This is a genomic window from Streptomyces sp. NPDC001890 (assembly GCF_042891445.1).
Classification (GTDB): Bacteria; Actinomycetota; Actinomycetes; order Streptomycetales; family Streptomycetaceae; genus Streptomyces.
This window is the reverse complement of the sequence record NZ_JBIATE010000003.1, coordinates 172,204-186,155: the sequence shown is the minus strand read 5'-3', so window position 1 is coordinate 186,155 and position 13,952 is coordinate 172,204. Positions and strand designations below refer to the sequence as shown.

12 protein-coding genes are annotated in these 13,952 nt (G+C 67.9%); 7 read left to right on the top strand and 5 right to left on the bottom strand.

The window, feature by feature from the left end; all coding sequences use genetic code 11:
* Positions 1 to 50 precede the first annotated feature (50 nt).
* A complete protein-coding gene (locus ACFYY1_RS12145; protein ID WP_388583736.1) occupies positions 51 to 758 on the bottom strand; it encodes a helix-turn-helix transcriptional regulator in 708 nt (235 codons plus the stop codon).
* A gap of 440 nt (positions 759 to 1,198) precedes the next feature.
* Between ACFYY1_RS12145 and ACFYY1_RS12140 the strand changes: the two genes are divergently transcribed.
* Both ACFYY1_RS12140 and ACFYY1_RS12135 read left to right on the top strand, forming a co-directional pair.
* Entirely contained in the window at positions 1,199 to 3,904 is a 2,706-nt protein-coding gene (locus ACFYY1_RS12140; RefSeq protein ID WP_388583734.1) for a transglycosylase domain-containing protein, read from the top strand.
* 102 nt (positions 3,905 to 4,006) lie between these two features.
* On the top strand, positions 4,007 to 5,506 hold the full coding sequence (locus ACFYY1_RS12135; RefSeq protein WP_388583733.1) for a glycosyltransferase family 87 protein: 1,500 nt from the start codon (positions 4,007 to 4,009) through the stop codon (positions 5,504 to 5,506).
* A 101-nt stretch (positions 5,507 to 5,607) separates the two neighbouring features.
* Here ACFYY1_RS12135 and ACFYY1_RS12130 read toward each other — a convergent pair whose 3' ends face one another.
* The 3 genes from ACFYY1_RS12130 to ACFYY1_RS12120 form a co-directional block, all read right to left on the bottom strand.
* Entirely contained in the window at positions 5,608 to 6,639 is a 1,032-nt protein-coding gene (locus ACFYY1_RS12130) for an alanine racemase (RefSeq protein WP_388583731.1), read from the bottom strand.
* Positions 6,640 to 6,786: 147 nt separating this feature from the next.
* Complete coding sequence (locus tag ACFYY1_RS12125) at positions 6,787 to 7,905, bottom strand: lipid II:glycine glycyltransferase FemX (protein ID WP_388583729.1); 1,119 nt, start codon at positions 7,903 to 7,905, stop codon at positions 6,787 to 6,789.
* Between the two features lie 216 nt (positions 7,906 to 8,121).
* On the bottom strand, positions 8,122 to 8,436 hold the full coding sequence (locus ACFYY1_RS12120; RefSeq protein WP_388583727.1) for a hypothetical protein: 315 nt from the start codon (positions 8,434 to 8,436) through the stop codon (positions 8,122 to 8,124).
* Positions 8,437 to 8,712: 276 nt separating this feature from the next.
* Here ACFYY1_RS12120 and rpsF point away from each other — a divergent pair, with 276 nt between their 5' ends.
* From rpsF to rplI, 4 genes are all read left to right on the top strand, one after another.
* Positions 8,713 to 9,003: a 30S ribosomal protein S6 gene (gene rpsF / locus ACFYY1_RS12115; RefSeq protein WP_072487610.1), complete on the top strand. Its 291-nt coding sequence runs from the start codon at positions 8,713 to 8,715 to the stop codon at positions 9,001 to 9,003.
* Positions 9,004 to 9,077: 74 nt separating this feature from the next.
* A complete protein-coding gene (locus tag ACFYY1_RS12110; RefSeq protein WP_329820054.1) occupies positions 9,078 to 9,680 on the top strand; it encodes a single-stranded DNA-binding protein in 603 nt (200 codons plus the stop codon).
* Positions 9,681 to 9,723: 43 nt separating this feature from the next.
* Positions 9,724 to 9,960 carry a 30S ribosomal protein S18 gene (gene rpsR / locus ACFYY1_RS12105; RefSeq protein ID WP_003967857.1) on the top strand — a complete coding sequence of 79 codons (237 nt, stop codon included), beginning with the start codon at positions 9,724 to 9,726 and terminating at the stop codon, positions 9,958 to 9,960.
* A gap of 18 nt (positions 9,961 to 9,978) precedes the next feature.
* Positions 9,979 to 10,425 carry a 50S ribosomal protein L9 gene (gene rplI, locus ACFYY1_RS12100; RefSeq protein WP_266731309.1) on the top strand — a complete coding sequence of 149 codons (447 nt, stop codon included), beginning with the start codon at positions 9,979 to 9,981 and terminating at the stop codon, positions 10,423 to 10,425.
* A 141-nt stretch (positions 10,426 to 10,566) separates the two neighbouring features.
* Here rplI and ACFYY1_RS12095 read toward each other — a convergent pair whose 3' ends face one another.
* A complete protein-coding gene (locus tag ACFYY1_RS12095; RefSeq protein WP_388583725.1) occupies positions 10,567 to 11,904 on the bottom strand; it encodes an MATE family efflux transporter in 1,338 nt (445 codons plus the stop codon).
* A 459-nt stretch (positions 11,905 to 12,363) separates the two neighbouring features.
* On the opposite strand from ACFYY1_RS12095, the gene dnaB reads away from it, so the two are divergent.
* A complete protein-coding gene (gene dnaB / locus ACFYY1_RS12090) occupies positions 12,364 to 13,842 on the top strand; it encodes a replicative DNA helicase (RefSeq protein WP_388583724.1) in 1,479 nt (492 codons plus the stop codon).
* Positions 13,843 to 13,952: the final 110 nt, after the last annotated feature.

The following is a 13,952-nucleotide window of genomic DNA, read 5'->3' as shown; positions in this document are numbered from 1 at the left end:
CTGTGTGTTTTGGATGTTTCCGATGGAGGCCCCGCGGATCTGCGGGGACCTCACTCTGCGGTGTCGTCGGACGGATCCGGCGGGGTGTCACCCCGGCGCCGGGGCAGGCCGTCCGTCGCTCCTGCGGTGTTCTGCTGAGCTTCGCTCCCGGGCGAGGATCGTCGCTGATCCCGTCCCGACCGCTCGCTCTCGATGAGCTCGTTCAGCCAGCGCACTTCGCGCTCCACGGACTCCATGCCGTGTCGCTGCAGCTCAAGTGTGTAGTCGTCGAGGCGCTCCCGGGTGCGGGCCAGTGAGGCCCGCATCTTCTCCAGCCGCTCCTCCAGCCGGCTGCGCCGGCCTTCCAGCACGCGCATCCGCACGTCGTGCTCCGTCTGCCCGAAGAAGGCGAAGCGCGCTGCGAAGTGCTCGTCCTCCCAGGAGTCGGGGCCGGTGTGCGAGAGCAGCTCCTCGAAGTGCTCCTTACCTTCCGCCGTCAGCCGGTAGACGATCTTGGCGCGGCGCCCGGCCAGTGAGGAGGCGGGGGCGACCGCACGGCCGGTGGCGGGTGGCTGGTCGACGGGGGCGGCTCCCGGCTCCTCGATCAACCAACCGTTCGCGACCAGCGTCTTGAGGCAGGGATAGAGGGTGCCGTAGCTGAAGGCGCGGAAGATGCCCAACGAGGTGTTGAGACGCTTGCGCAGCTCGTAGCCGTGCATCGGGGACTCGCGGAGCAGGCCGAGAACGGCGAATTCGAGGATGCCGGAGCGTCTGCTCAACTTCGCCTCCTCCCTCTTCTCCGAGTACGTCCGAGTGCGCCCGGGTGCGTCCGAGTGCTTTGAATGCGTCCGAGTGCTCCTGCGGAGCCCGGGGACGGGCCGATGTGCCGAGCCGATGTATCGACTCGATACATCCCGACGATAGATCGGGAGTCGCGATGCGACAAGGGGAGTCATCGTGAACGGCGTCACATCGCGAATTCATAGGCACCGACTTGCGTTGTTTGGGGTGAAGTTCGGCCCTAGGGGGGTTTTGACCGTGCGTAGTCTGTGCGGCATGCAGACCACCGGTAACCGCGCGACGCGCCCGCGCGTCACTCTCCGTGGGCCAGCCGGACGCATGGCGGACGAGCCCGTCACAAGGCTTGTCCGTAATTCGGGGGACCGGATCTCAACTGCCGCTTCCAGGCGCTCTCGCCTGCCCGAGGAGTAGTCGTTCGATGAGCGAGCACCGTCGCAAAACGCCGCAACCGCAAGGTGGCGGGCGTGCAGCGGCCAGACGAGCCGCCCAGCAGTCCTCAGGACGCCGCGCTGCTCCGTCACGTGGAGTAACTTCCGAGTCACCTTCCGGTTCGCACGGCGGTGACAGCCCGTACGGCGGACGCGCCGAGGCCAGACGCGCCGCCCAGCGGGGCGGCGGAAGCCGTCGTGCCGCCGAGGGCGGCGGAGCGGGCCGCGGAGGCGGCGGACGCCGTCGTGGCGGCGACGGCGGGCACGAGGGGCCGGGCAGGGGGCGGGGCCGGGGCCCCCAGCGTCCTGCCAAGAAGCGCTTCATCGACTATCCGCGCGCCGGCAAGTACGGCTTCCGGCGCTGGGTACCGTCCTGGAAGCTGGTCTCCAGCCTCTGCGTCGGCTTCCTGGGCATGCTCATGGGTATCGCCGGTATCGCGTACGCGATGGTCGAGAAGCCCAAGGTGAACGAGGCCGCGGAGGCGCAGAACAACGTCTACCTCTGGGACGACGGCACGCAGATGGTCGCCACCGGCGGTGCGGTCAACCGCCAGATCATCGGCTTCGAGCAGATTCCCGAAGCGATGCGGAACGCCGTCATCTCGGCCGAGAACAAGTCCTTCGATCACGACCGGGGCATCGACCCCATGGGCATCGCGCGAGCCCTGTTCAACATGGCGGCCGGAGGCGAGACGCAGGGTGGTTCGACGATCACCCAGCAGTACGTGAAGAACTCGCGTCTGTCCCAGGAGCAGACCCTGAGCCGGAAGTTCCAGGAACTTTTCATCACGCTCAAGGTCAGCAACGACATGAAGAAGAACGACATCATGGCGGGCTACCTCAACGTCTCGTACTACGGACGAGGTGCTTCGGGGATCCAGGCGGCCGCCCGTACGTACTACGGCAAGGACGCAGTCGACCTGGACCCGAGCGAGTGCGCGTTCCTGGCCACGCTGCTCAAGGGCGCGTCCTACTACGACCCGGCGGGTGCCACCGACGTCGACCCCGTGCAGGCGACGCCGGAGCTGAACACCGACCGGGCCAAGAAGCGCTGGAAGTGGATCCTCGACGAAGAGGTGAAGGACGGGCGTCTCTCGAAGGCGGAGCGCGCCAAGTACACCGAGTTCCCGACGCCGGACCTGCCGAAGAAGAACGCCCAGCTGGAAGGCCAGACCGGTTACCTGGTCGAACTCGCCAGGCAGTACTTCCTCAGCAACAACAAGGAGGGCGTCACGGCGGAGATGCTGTCCCGCGGTGGCTACCAGATCCACACCACCTTCAACAAGAAGAAGGTCAACGAGCTCAAGAACGCGGTCCAGAAGGTCTACGACAGCAAGATCAAGCCGAAGCAGCGCCCGAAGACGGACACCCACGTCCAGTTCGGCGGCGGCTCGGTGGACCCCAAGACCGGGGCCATCGTGGCGATCTACGGCGGTCAGGACGCGACCAAGCACTTCACCAACAACGCCAACCCCACCGGCGCGCAGGTCGGTTCGACCTTCAAGCCGTTCGTGCTGGCGGCGGCGATGGAGTACGGCAAGCGGAACCCGGCGCTCGCGGAGGACCAGGACCCCTCGGAGCGCACCAAGGTCTCGCCGCTCAGCATCTACAACGCCGACGACAAGCTGAAGATCAAGAAGTACAACGGCGAGATCTGGACCGACGAGGACGGCAAGGAGTGGCTGCAGGCCAACGACGGCCATGAGTCGAGGGGCAACATCACCCTTCGCGAGGCGATGCAGTGGTCGGCCAACTCCCCGTACGTTCAGCTCGGCATGGACGTCGGCACCGACAAGGTGAAGGAAATCGCCATGGCCGCAGGGCTCAAGGACGACGAACAGATGGCGGATTCGCACGTGCCGTCGTTCTCCATCGGTACGTCCTCGCCCAGTGCGATCCGGATGGCCGGCGCGTACGCGACCTTCGCCGCCAGCGGCCAGCAGCGCGAGCCCTTCTCGGTCTCCGAGGCGAAGTACGACGGCAAGACCATCTACCGGCACAAGGACGCCCCCAAGCGTGCCTTCGACGCCGCGATCGCCGACAACGTCACCGACGTCCTGAAGAACGTCGTCGACAAGGGCACCGGTACTCCCGCGCAGATCCCCGGCCGGGACGTGGCGGGCAAGACGGGTACGACGGACGACAACAAGTCGGCCTGGTTCGTCGGTTACACGCCGCAGCTGTCCACGGCCATCAGCATGTACCGGCTCGACGACGACGCGTCGAACAAGGACCGCAAGTTCGAGAAGATGTACGGAACGGGTGGCGAGCAGACGATCCACGGTGCGTCGTTCCCGGCCCAGATCTGGCACGACTACATGGTGGGCGCGCTGAAGGGGAAGCCGGTCCTGACCTTCCCGGAGCCGGGTCCGATCGGTGACAAGGTCTACGGCGGCGGTGCGCAGAGCCCCACGCCGACGCCCACGGCGCCGGCGACGCCCTCGCCGACCATGTCGGTGACCGAGTCGCCCTCGATGAGCGTGTCCCCGTCGGCACCCGACCCGACGCAGAGCTGCGGTACGTGGGACTGGGACTGCCAGCACAACAACGGCGGGACCAACAGCGGTGCGAACGGCGGAGGCACCGGCGGTGCCAGTGAGAGTCCGACGATGTCCCCCGAGCCACCTACCGGCGGGAACGGGAACGGCGGAAACGGGAACGGCAACGGCGGATTCTTCGGCGGGCCGACCGGATAACGTCCGCCCGGCCGACGGGCCGGCCAGGCCATGAGGGCCGCCGCACCACACGGTGCGGCGGCCCTCGTCGTTCCCACAGTCCGGTACGGCAGGATGAGCGGCATGCCAAGCGCAGAAGACACGAGTGTGCACCAGCCCGAGGAACGGTCGGTCGTACGGCCCACCCACCAGGACGAGGTGGCCGCGGCCGGCAGCGAGCTGATCGGCGGTCGGTCGGGGCGCTGGACACGGCTCGGCAGCACGGCGCTCACGCCCGTGGGCGCCATCGCCCTGGTGGCTCTCGGGATGTTCGCGCTGGGCATGGTGCAGAAGCTGCCCTGCTACAACTGGGCGTGGTTCCGGGGCGCGGGTTCGCAGTACACGCACGCCTGTTACTCGGACATCCCGCATCTCTTCGCCGCCCGGGGCTTCTCCGACGGGCTGGTGCCGTACTTCGACCGGCTGCCCGGCGACATGCAGTTCCTGGAGTACCCCGTCCTGACGGGTGTGTTCATGCAGGTCGCCGCCTGGCTGACGCCGGGCGGATCCATCCAGCACCGCGAGCAGATGTACTGGATGGTCAACGCGGGCATGCTGATGATCTGCGCCGTGATCATCGCCGTCTGCGTCGCCCGTACGCACCGGCGCCGCCCCTGGGACGGACTGCTGGTCGCCCTCGCGCCGGCCTTCGCGCTCACCGCGACGATCAACTGGGACCTGCTGGCCGTCGCGCTGACGGCCGCAGCGATGCTCATGTGGTCCCGGGGACGGGTGCTGGCGTTCGGCATCCTCATCGGGCTCGCCACGGCCGCCAAGCTCTATCCCGTATTCCTGCTGGGGCCTGTGTTCGTCCTGTGCTGGCGGGCGGGCAAGTGGCGGGAGTTCGGCATGGCGACGCTCGGGGCGGCGGTGTCCTGGCTGGTGGTGAACCTGCCGGTGATGGCCCTCGCACCCGAGGGCTGGAAGAAGTTCTACACGTTCAGCGAGGAACGAGGCATCGACTTCGGCTCCTTCTGGCTGATCATCACCCAGCGGACCGGCGAGAGCATCGAGGTCTCGACCGTCAACACCGTCTCGACCCTGACGACGGTCCTGCTGTGCGCGGCGATCGGCGCACTGACCCTGATGGCGCCGCGTCGGCCGCGCTTCGCCCAGCTCGCCTTTCTCGTCGTCGCGGCGTTCATCCTCGTCAACAAGGTCTACTCGCCGCAGTACGTGCTGTGGCTGATCCCCCTGGCCGCCCTGGCCCGGCCGCGCTGGCGCGACTTCCTGATCTGGCAGGCGTGCGAGGTCATGTACTTCCTGGGGATCTGGATGTACCTCGCGTACACGACGAGCGGGGACAAGCACCAGGGGCTGCCCACGGAGGGGTACCAGCTGGCGATCGCCCTGCATCTGCTGGGCACGTTGTACCTCTGCGCCGTGGTCGTACGGGACATCCTCATGCCGGAGCGGGACGTCGTACGGCGCGACGGGTCGGACGATCCGTCCGGCGGGGTGCTCGACGGGGCCCCGGACGCGTTCGTGCTGGGGAGGGCGGCGCATCCGGTGCGCGATGCCCACCCGGCGGTGGAAGGGCCACGGGTGGAATGGGGCGCGGCGCGCGGACCGGTGGCCGACTGAGAGCCTGTCGCCCGACAGGCTCTGAGAGCCGGGTCGCTCCCGCCCGGAGGGACCCGGCTGCCTTCCTGGGGCCTGTCCGGCCCTGATCCGCCGGACGTGCCCTAGCGGTCGACGAGGCGGTCGAACTGGGTGGTCGTGTGGCGCAGATGGGCCACCAGCTCGTCGCCGACCTTCGGCTCCTGGGCGTCCGACGGGACGAACAGGATCGAGACCTGCATGTGCGGCGGCTCGGCGAACCAGCGCTGCTTGCCCGCCCAGACGAACGGCGACAGGTTGCGGTTGACCGTGGCCAGGCCCGCGCGGGCGACCCCCTTGGCGCGCGGCATCACGCCGTGCAGGGCCTTCGGGGCCTCCAGGCCCACGCCGTGCGACGTACCGCCGGCGACGACCACCAGCCAGCCCTCCGAGGCGGCCTTCTGCTGGCGATAGCCGAAGCGGTCGCCCTTGGCGACGCGCGTGACGTCCAGGACGGCGCCCCGGTACTCCGTCGCCTCGTGGTCGCCGAGCCACAGCCGGGTACCGATGCGGGCGCGGAAGCGGGTCTGCGGGAACTGCTGCTGGAGCCGGCCCAGCTCCTCGGCGCGCAGATGGCTGACGAACATGGTGTGCAGCGGCAGCCGGGCCGCGCGCAGCCGGTCCATCCAGCCGATGACCTCCTCGACCGCGTCAGAGCCGTCCGTGCGGTCCAGCGGCAGGTGCAGGGCGAAGCCTTCGAGCCGTACGTCCTCGATGGCGGCGTGCAGCTGCCCGAGCTCCTCCTCCTTGACGCCGTGGCGCTTCATCGAGCTCATGCACTCGATGACGACCCGTGCGCCCACCAGGGCGTGCACGCCGTCCACGGAGGACACGGACCGGATCACGCGGTCGGGCAGTGGCACCGGCTCCTCGCCCCGGCGGAACGGCGTGAGGACCAGCAGGTCGCCGCTGAACCAGTCCTTGATGCGGGCCGCCTCGTAGGTGGTTCCGACGGCGAGCATGTCGGAGCCGAAACGGATGGCCTCGTCGGCCAGCCGTTCGTGGCCGAAGCCGTATCCGTTGCCCTTGCAGACCGGTACGAGGCCGGGGAACTGGTCGAGGACGGATTTCTGGTGCGCCCGCCAGCGCGCGGTGTCGACGTAGAGGGAGAGCGCCATGGCCGGTCCGGAACCCTTCTGGTGGCTGCTGTGTGGGAGGTGTGTGAAGCCGAAGCCCCATTGAAACCAATGAAGCCGGATTCGTCAGCGGGGCGACGCGTAACAGCGGGGCGCCACGTACGGCGCGACGCGGGTCGGCGGCGTGGGTCAGCGACGCGACATGTAGATGTCGAGCGCCTTGTGCAGCAGCTTGTTGAGCGGGAAGTCCCACTCGCCGAGGTACTCGGCGGCCTGGCCGCCGGTGCCGACCTTGAACTGGATCAGACCGAAGAGGTGGTCGGTCTCGTCCAGCGAGTCGGAGATGCCGCGCAGGTCGTAGACGGTGGCGCCCATGGCGTACGCGTCGCGCAGCATCCGCCACTGCATCGCGTTCGAGGGCCGGACCTCGCGCTTGTGGTTGGCGGAGGCGCCGTAGGAGTACCAGACGTGCCCGCCGACGATCAGCATGGTCGCGGCCGCGACGTTCTCGCCCTCGTGCCGGGCGAAGTACAGCCGCATCCGGTTGGGGTCCTCGTTGTTGAGGGCCGTCCACATGCGCTGGAAGTAGCCCAGCGGACGCGGCCGGAAGTGGTCGCGCTCCGCCGTGATCTCGTACAGCCGCTGCCACTCGTCGAGCTCGGCGTAGCTGCCCTGGACGACCTCGACGCCGGCCTTCTCGGCCTTCTTGATGTTGCGTCGCCACAGCTGGTTGAAGCCCTTGTGGACGTCTTCGAGCGAGCGGTTGGCCAGCGGCACCTGGAAGACGTAGCGGGGCTGTACGTCACCGAATCCGGCGCCGCCGTCCTCGCCCTGCTGCCAGCCCATCTTCCGCAGCCGGTCCGCCACTTCGAAGGCGCGCGGCTCGATGTGGGTGGCCTCGACATCGCGCAGCCGCTTCACCTCCGGGTCCTGGATGCCCGACTTGATGGCGGCGGCGTCCCAGCGGCGGATGATGACCGGCGGGCCCATCTTCACGGAGAAGGCACCCTGCTGCTTGAGGTGGGCCAGCATCGGACGCAGCCAGTCGTCCAGATTCGGGGCGTACCAGTTGATGACCGGGCCCTCGGGCAGATAGGCGAGGTAGCGCTTGATCTTGGGCAGCTGCCGGTAGAGCACCAGTCCGGCGCCGACGAGCTGTCCGGTCTTGTCGAACCAGCCGAGGCTCTCCGAGCGCCACTCGGCCTTCACGTCCGCCCATGCCGGGACCTGCATGTGACTCGCCGCAGGCAGGTTCTGGATGTATGCCAGATGCTGCTCTCGGCTGATGGTCCTCAGGGTCAGGCTCATGCGGGGCGCTCCTCGGCAGGTGTGTCCCCATCGGTCAGGGGCTCCGGCTCTCGCGCCGAAGCCTACTGTGGCCGACGAGTACGCCGTCTGGCCCTATGGGGACCAGCCGTTCCGCCGCCGTCGCGACCCGGGTCGCGGGGTTCCTCGTACGGGGAACGGCGCGAGGACCCTGTGTGGTTCCCGCGCCGTTCCCCTTCCGGTTGCGACTGTGCCGGGTCAGCCCACCACGCCGCCGAAGAGGCCGCCGTGTGCCATGCCCAGGAAGAAGCCGATGGCGGCCGCGCCCATGCCGACGATCAGCGGGAACCGCTCGCGCGTGGTCACCGAGATGTACTGGCCGTACGCGCCTGTGAGGATCCCGATGAGTCCGGCCCACGAACTGATCAGATGCAGGTTGTGGAACATCGCCGTCACGAAGGCGAGCAAGCCGAGGACCAGCGTCACCGCCACCAGGGTCTCCTGGAGCGGATGGGGCTTGCCGTCCGTGGCGAGCAGGGAGACGGGGGGACGGGGTCGTGTTGCCTGTGCCATGGAGTACCTCCTGGCCGAATGGGGCGCGTGGTGGCGCCGCTCACACCCGATGTGTCCAGATTGCGTCTCCTGACCACCGGATTTCAACCGGAGGCCGGTCTGCGGGTACTCTGTACGGTCTGCACCGGTGTCTGCCCAGGCCAGCACAGCAACCCCTCTCCGCAGAGGACGTTGTCAGTGGCGGCTGTTCTACTCGGAGACACCGATGCTCACGCATCACGACCCTCCTGCCACGGAACGACCGTGGCCGCTGAGTCCAAAGGAGGTGGGTTCCACATGCGTCACTACGAGGTGATGGTCATCCTCGACCCCGATCTCGAGGAGCGCGCTGTCTCCCCGCTGATCGAGAACTTCCTCTCCGTCGTCCGTGAGGGCAACGGAAAGGTCGAGAAGGTCGACACCTGGGGCCGTCGTCGTCTCGCTTACGAGATCAAGAAGAAGCCCGAGGGCATCTACTCGGTCATCGACCTGCAGGCCGAGCCTGCGGTCGTCAAGGAGCTCGACCGCCAGATGAACCTGAACGAGTCGGTCCTCCGGACCAAGGTCCTCCGTCCCGAGTCCCACTGAGCATCTAGCTCAGTGGTCATCGGGTTCGAGTAGCAGCAAGCAGCCAGAAGCAATCCCCGCCGAGAGGTTCATCCATGGCAGGCGAGACCGTCATCACGGTCGTCGGCAATCTCGTCGACGACCCCGAGCTGCGCTTCACCCCGTCCGGTGCGGCGGTCGCGAAGTTCCGTGTCGCGTCCACTCCCCGCATCTTCGACCGGCAGACCAATGAGTGGAAGGACGGCGAAGGCCTGTTCCTCACCTGCTCGGTCTGGCGGCAGGCGGCGGAGAACGTCGCCGAGTCGCTCCAGCGAGGCATGCGCGTTGTCGTGCAGGGCCGGCTGAAGCAGCGGTCGTACGAAGACCGCGAGGGCGTCAAGCGCACGGTCTACGAGCTGGATGTCGAGGAAGTCGGCCCCAGCCTGAAGAACGCCACGGCCAAGGTCACCAAGACCACCGGTCGCGGTGGTCAGGGCGGCCAGGGTGGATACGGCGGTGGCCAGCAGGGCGGCGGCAACTGGGGCGGCGGTCCCGGTGGTGGCCAGCAGGGTGGTGGCGGCGCTCCCGCCGACGACCCGTGGGCCACGAGCGCGCCCTCCGGCGGCCAGCAGGGCGGGGGCCAGCAGGGCGGCGGAGGCGGCTGGGGCGGAAGCTCCGGCGGCTCCGGCGGCGGCTACTCGGACGAGCCTCCCTTCTAGGGCAGCTCGTACCCCCACTTCTTGATCACACAGGAGAAACACCATGGCGAAGCCGCCTGTGCGCAAGCCTAAGAAGAAGGTCTGCGCTTTCTGCAAGGACAAGACCCAGTACGTGGACTACAAGGACACGAACATGCTGCGGAAGTTCATTTCCGACCGCGGCAAGATCCGTGCCCGCCGCGTCACCGGCAACTGCACGCAGCACCAGCGTGACGTCGCCACGGCAGTCAAGAACAGCCGTGAGATGGCGCTGCTGCCCTACACGTCCACCGCGCGATAAGGGAAGGGTGACCGAATCATGAAGATCATCCTCACCCACGAGGTCTCCGGCCTCGGTGCTGCGGGCGACGTCGTCGACGTCAAGGACGGGTACGCCCGTAACTACCTGGTTCCGCGTGGCTTTGCCATCCGCTGGACCAAGGGTGGCGAGAAGGACGTGGCGCAGATCCGCCGCGCCCGCAAGATCCACGAGATCGCCACGATCGAGCAGGCCAACGAGATCAAGGCCAAGCTTGAGGCCGTCAAGGTCCGTCTGGCCGTTCGCTCCGGCGACGCCGGCCGTCTCTTCGGCTCCGTGACCCCGGCCGACATCGCCTCGGCGATCAAGGCCGCCGGTGGCCCCGACGTCGACAAGCGTCGCGTCGAGCTCGGCTCGCCGATCAAGACGCTCGGCGGACACCAGGTGTCCGTGCGTCTGCACCCCGAGGTCGCTGCGAACCTCGGCGTCGAGGTCGTTGCTGCCTAAGGGCACAGCTCACCTGAGCAGCTGAAGGGCCGCACCCCCCGGGGTGCGGCCCTTCGTCATGCTTTCGGTCTCGCGGTCTCGCGGGGCTCTCCGGTCTCGCGGTTTCGCGGTTTCACGTGAAACGGGGCCATGGTCGGTGGCTCAGCGGGTGGCCCCGGTGATGACCCACTTGCCGGAGCGGGTACGCAGCCAGAGCGTCACCATGCGTACCGTCATCATCAGCGTCATCGCCCACCACAGCGCCGTCAGGCCGCCACCGATCACCGGCACCAGCAGGGCGACCGGGGCGAAGACCGCGAGCGTGACGAGCATGGCCCAGGCCAGGTACCGTCCGTCACCGGCGCCCATCAGCACTCCGTCCAGGACGAAGACCACACCCGCGATCGGCTGGGACAGCGCCACCACCAGCAGCGCCGGGAGCAGGGTGTCCTGCACGGCCTGGTCGCCGGTGAACAGGGGCACGAACAGTGGCCGGGCAAGGACGATCAACGCCCCGAACACCACCCCGGAGACGATGCCCCACTGCACCATGCGACGGCATGCCTCACGTGCGCCCTTCGCGTCGTCGGCTCCCAGGTAGCGGCCGATGATCGCCTGACCGGCAATGGCGATGGCGTCGAGAGCGAAGGCCATCAGGCTCCAGAGGGAGAGGATGATCTGGTGCGCTGCGATCTCGGTGTCGCCGAGACGGGCGGCGACGGCGGTGGCGATCATCAGTACGGCACGGAGCGACAGCGTACGGACCAGCAGCGGAACGCCGGCCTGGGCGCTGGCCCTGATGCCTGCCGCGTCGGGGCGCAGCGAGGCGCCGTGCCGTCGGGCTCCCCGTACCACCACGACCAGATAGGCGACGGCCATCGAGACCTGCGCGATCACGGTGCCCCAGGCCGATCCGGCGATCCCGAGTCCGGCGCCGTAGACCAGTCCCGCGTTGAGGGCTCCGTTGGCCGCGAAGCCGCCTATGGCGACGTAGAGCGGGGTTCTGGTGTCCTGCAGGCCGCGGAGAACGCCGGTCGCGGCCATCACCACGAGCATGGCCGGGATGCCGAGGCTGGAGATCCGCAGATACGTGGTCGCATAGGGGGCCGCCGTGTCGGAGGCGCCGAAGACGTCCACCAGCAAGGGGGCCGTGGGGAGAGTGATGGCGATGACGGCGACGCCCAGCAGGACCGCCAGCCAGATGCCGTCCATCCCCTGCCGGATCGCGGAGGCCAGGTCGCCCGCTCCGACCCGTCGTGCCACTGCCGCGGTGGTGGCGTAGGCGAGGAAGACGAAGATGCTGACGGCGGTGGTCAGCAGGGCGGCGGCGACGGCCAGGCCGGCCAGCTGCGGGGTGCCGAGATGGCCGACGATGGCGCTGTCGACCATCACGAAGAGCGGCTCGGCGACGAGCGCGCCGAAGGCAGGAACGGCGAGCGAGATGATCTCGCGGTCGTGCCGTCGACGACTGTGCGGCGGGGACGCCGGGGCCTGGGTCATGGGGGCCAATCTAATCTTCCACAGGTAATGGATGCAATGCCTGATCATCCCTTACATTTGCTCAGGTTCGGCGTTCTCCGGTGTGCCGTTTGTCGTGATCTTGTGCTGACTCGGAAAGTTTTTCTCCCCCACAGGCCGTGGATGGGGAAACGCCAGGTCAGAGCGCTGATGGTGTGGGTGTTATGAGTTTGTCCACAGTGCTGTCCCCCGCTCCGTGCACAGGTTCCGCAGAGTTCTCCACAGCATCTGGTCGGTCGTCCACATGCCCTGTGGATAACCAGATTGGCTGACGGTGCCGAGCGGCCTACCGTGGACCGGCGCCCGCACCCCGTTCCGGACTCGGAACCACTCAGAACTCGACGCGCCGGAACCGGAGTCGGGCGTCTTGTTTGTCGGTGCTGTGCCGTAAGAAAGAGTGGCATGGCGAGGTCCGCGGAGCGGACGGGAGGAGGTGGCCCGGTGAGCATTCCCGAGCCTTTGGACGACCCCTGGGCCGAGACCGGTCCCAGCGACCGTCTGCCCGTTTCCCGGCAGCGCCGCGGTGAAGGCAGGAACCGCGGCGAGCAGCACGAACGCGGCAGGGAAGGCGGCGACTGGGAGGGTGGCTCACCCGGTTTCGAGCGGGTTCCGCCCCAGGACCTCGATGCCGAGCAGTCGGTTCTCGGTGGCATGCTCCTGTCCAAGGACGCCATCGCCGATGTCGTGGAGATCATCAAGGGCCACGACTTCTACCGCCCCGCGCACGAGACCGTCTACCAGGCGATCCTCGACCTCTACGCCAAGGGCGAGCCGGCCGACCCGATCACGGTGGCGGCCGAGCTGGTCAAGCGCGGCGAGATCACCAAGGTGGGCGGGGCACCGTATCTGCACACCCTCGTCCAGTCCGTGCCGACCGCGGCCAACGCTTCGTACTACGCGGAGATCGTCCACGAGCGGGCGGTCCTGAGGCGGCTCGTCGAAGCCGGCACGAAGATCACGCAGATGGGATACGCGGCGGACGGCGATGTCGACGACATCGTGAACTCCGCGCAGGCCGAGATCTACGCGGTCACCGAGCAGCGCACCAGCGAGGACTACCTGCCGCTCGGCGACATCATGGAGGGCGCGCTCGACGAGATCGAGGCGATCGGTTCGCGCAGCGGCGAGATGACCGGTGTGCCGACCGGTTTCACCGACCTCGATGCCCTGACGAACGGTCTGCACCCGGGCCAGATGGTCGTCATCGCGGCCCGTCCCGCCATGGGTAAGTCCACTCTGGCCCTCGACTTCGCGCGGGCTTGTTCGATCAAGAGCAATCTGCCCAGCGTGATCTTCTCCCTCGAAATGGGGCGCAACGAGATCGCGATGCGTCTGCTCTCCGCCGAGGCCCGGGTAGCGCTGCACCACATGCGTTCCGGCACCATGACCGACGAGGACTGGACGCGGCTGGCCCGCCGGATGCCCGATGTTTCGGCCGCCCCGCTCTACATCGACGACTCCCCGAACCTCTCCATGATGGAGATCCGGGCCAAGTGCCGCCGTCTCAAGCAGCGCAACGACCTCAAGCTCGTGGTCATCGACTATCTACAGCTGATGCAGTCCGGCGGATCCAAGCGTGCCGAGAGCCGCCAGCAGGAAGTCTCGGACATGTCCCGAAACCTCAAGCTGCTGGCCAAGGAGCTTCAGCTTCCGGTCATCGCGCTCTCCCAGCTGAACCGTGGTCCCGAACAGCGCACCGACAAGAAGCCGATGGTCTCCGACCTGCGTGAATCCGGATCCATCGAGCAGGACGCCGACATGGTGATCCTGCTGCACCGCGAGGACGCGTACGAGAAGGAGTCCCCCCGCGCCGGTGAGGCCGACCTGATCGTGGCCAAGCACCGTAACGGTCCGACGGCAACGATCACCGTCGCCTTCCAGGGCCACTACTCGCGCTTCGTGGACATGGCACAGACCTGATCGGCATCGTCGAAGGCCCCGGGGACAGGCCGGGGACGGCCGGGGTGGTCCGGCGCGGTGCGGCGCGGTCCGGACGCGGGGAAATGGGCTCGCCACCGCTTGATTCTGCG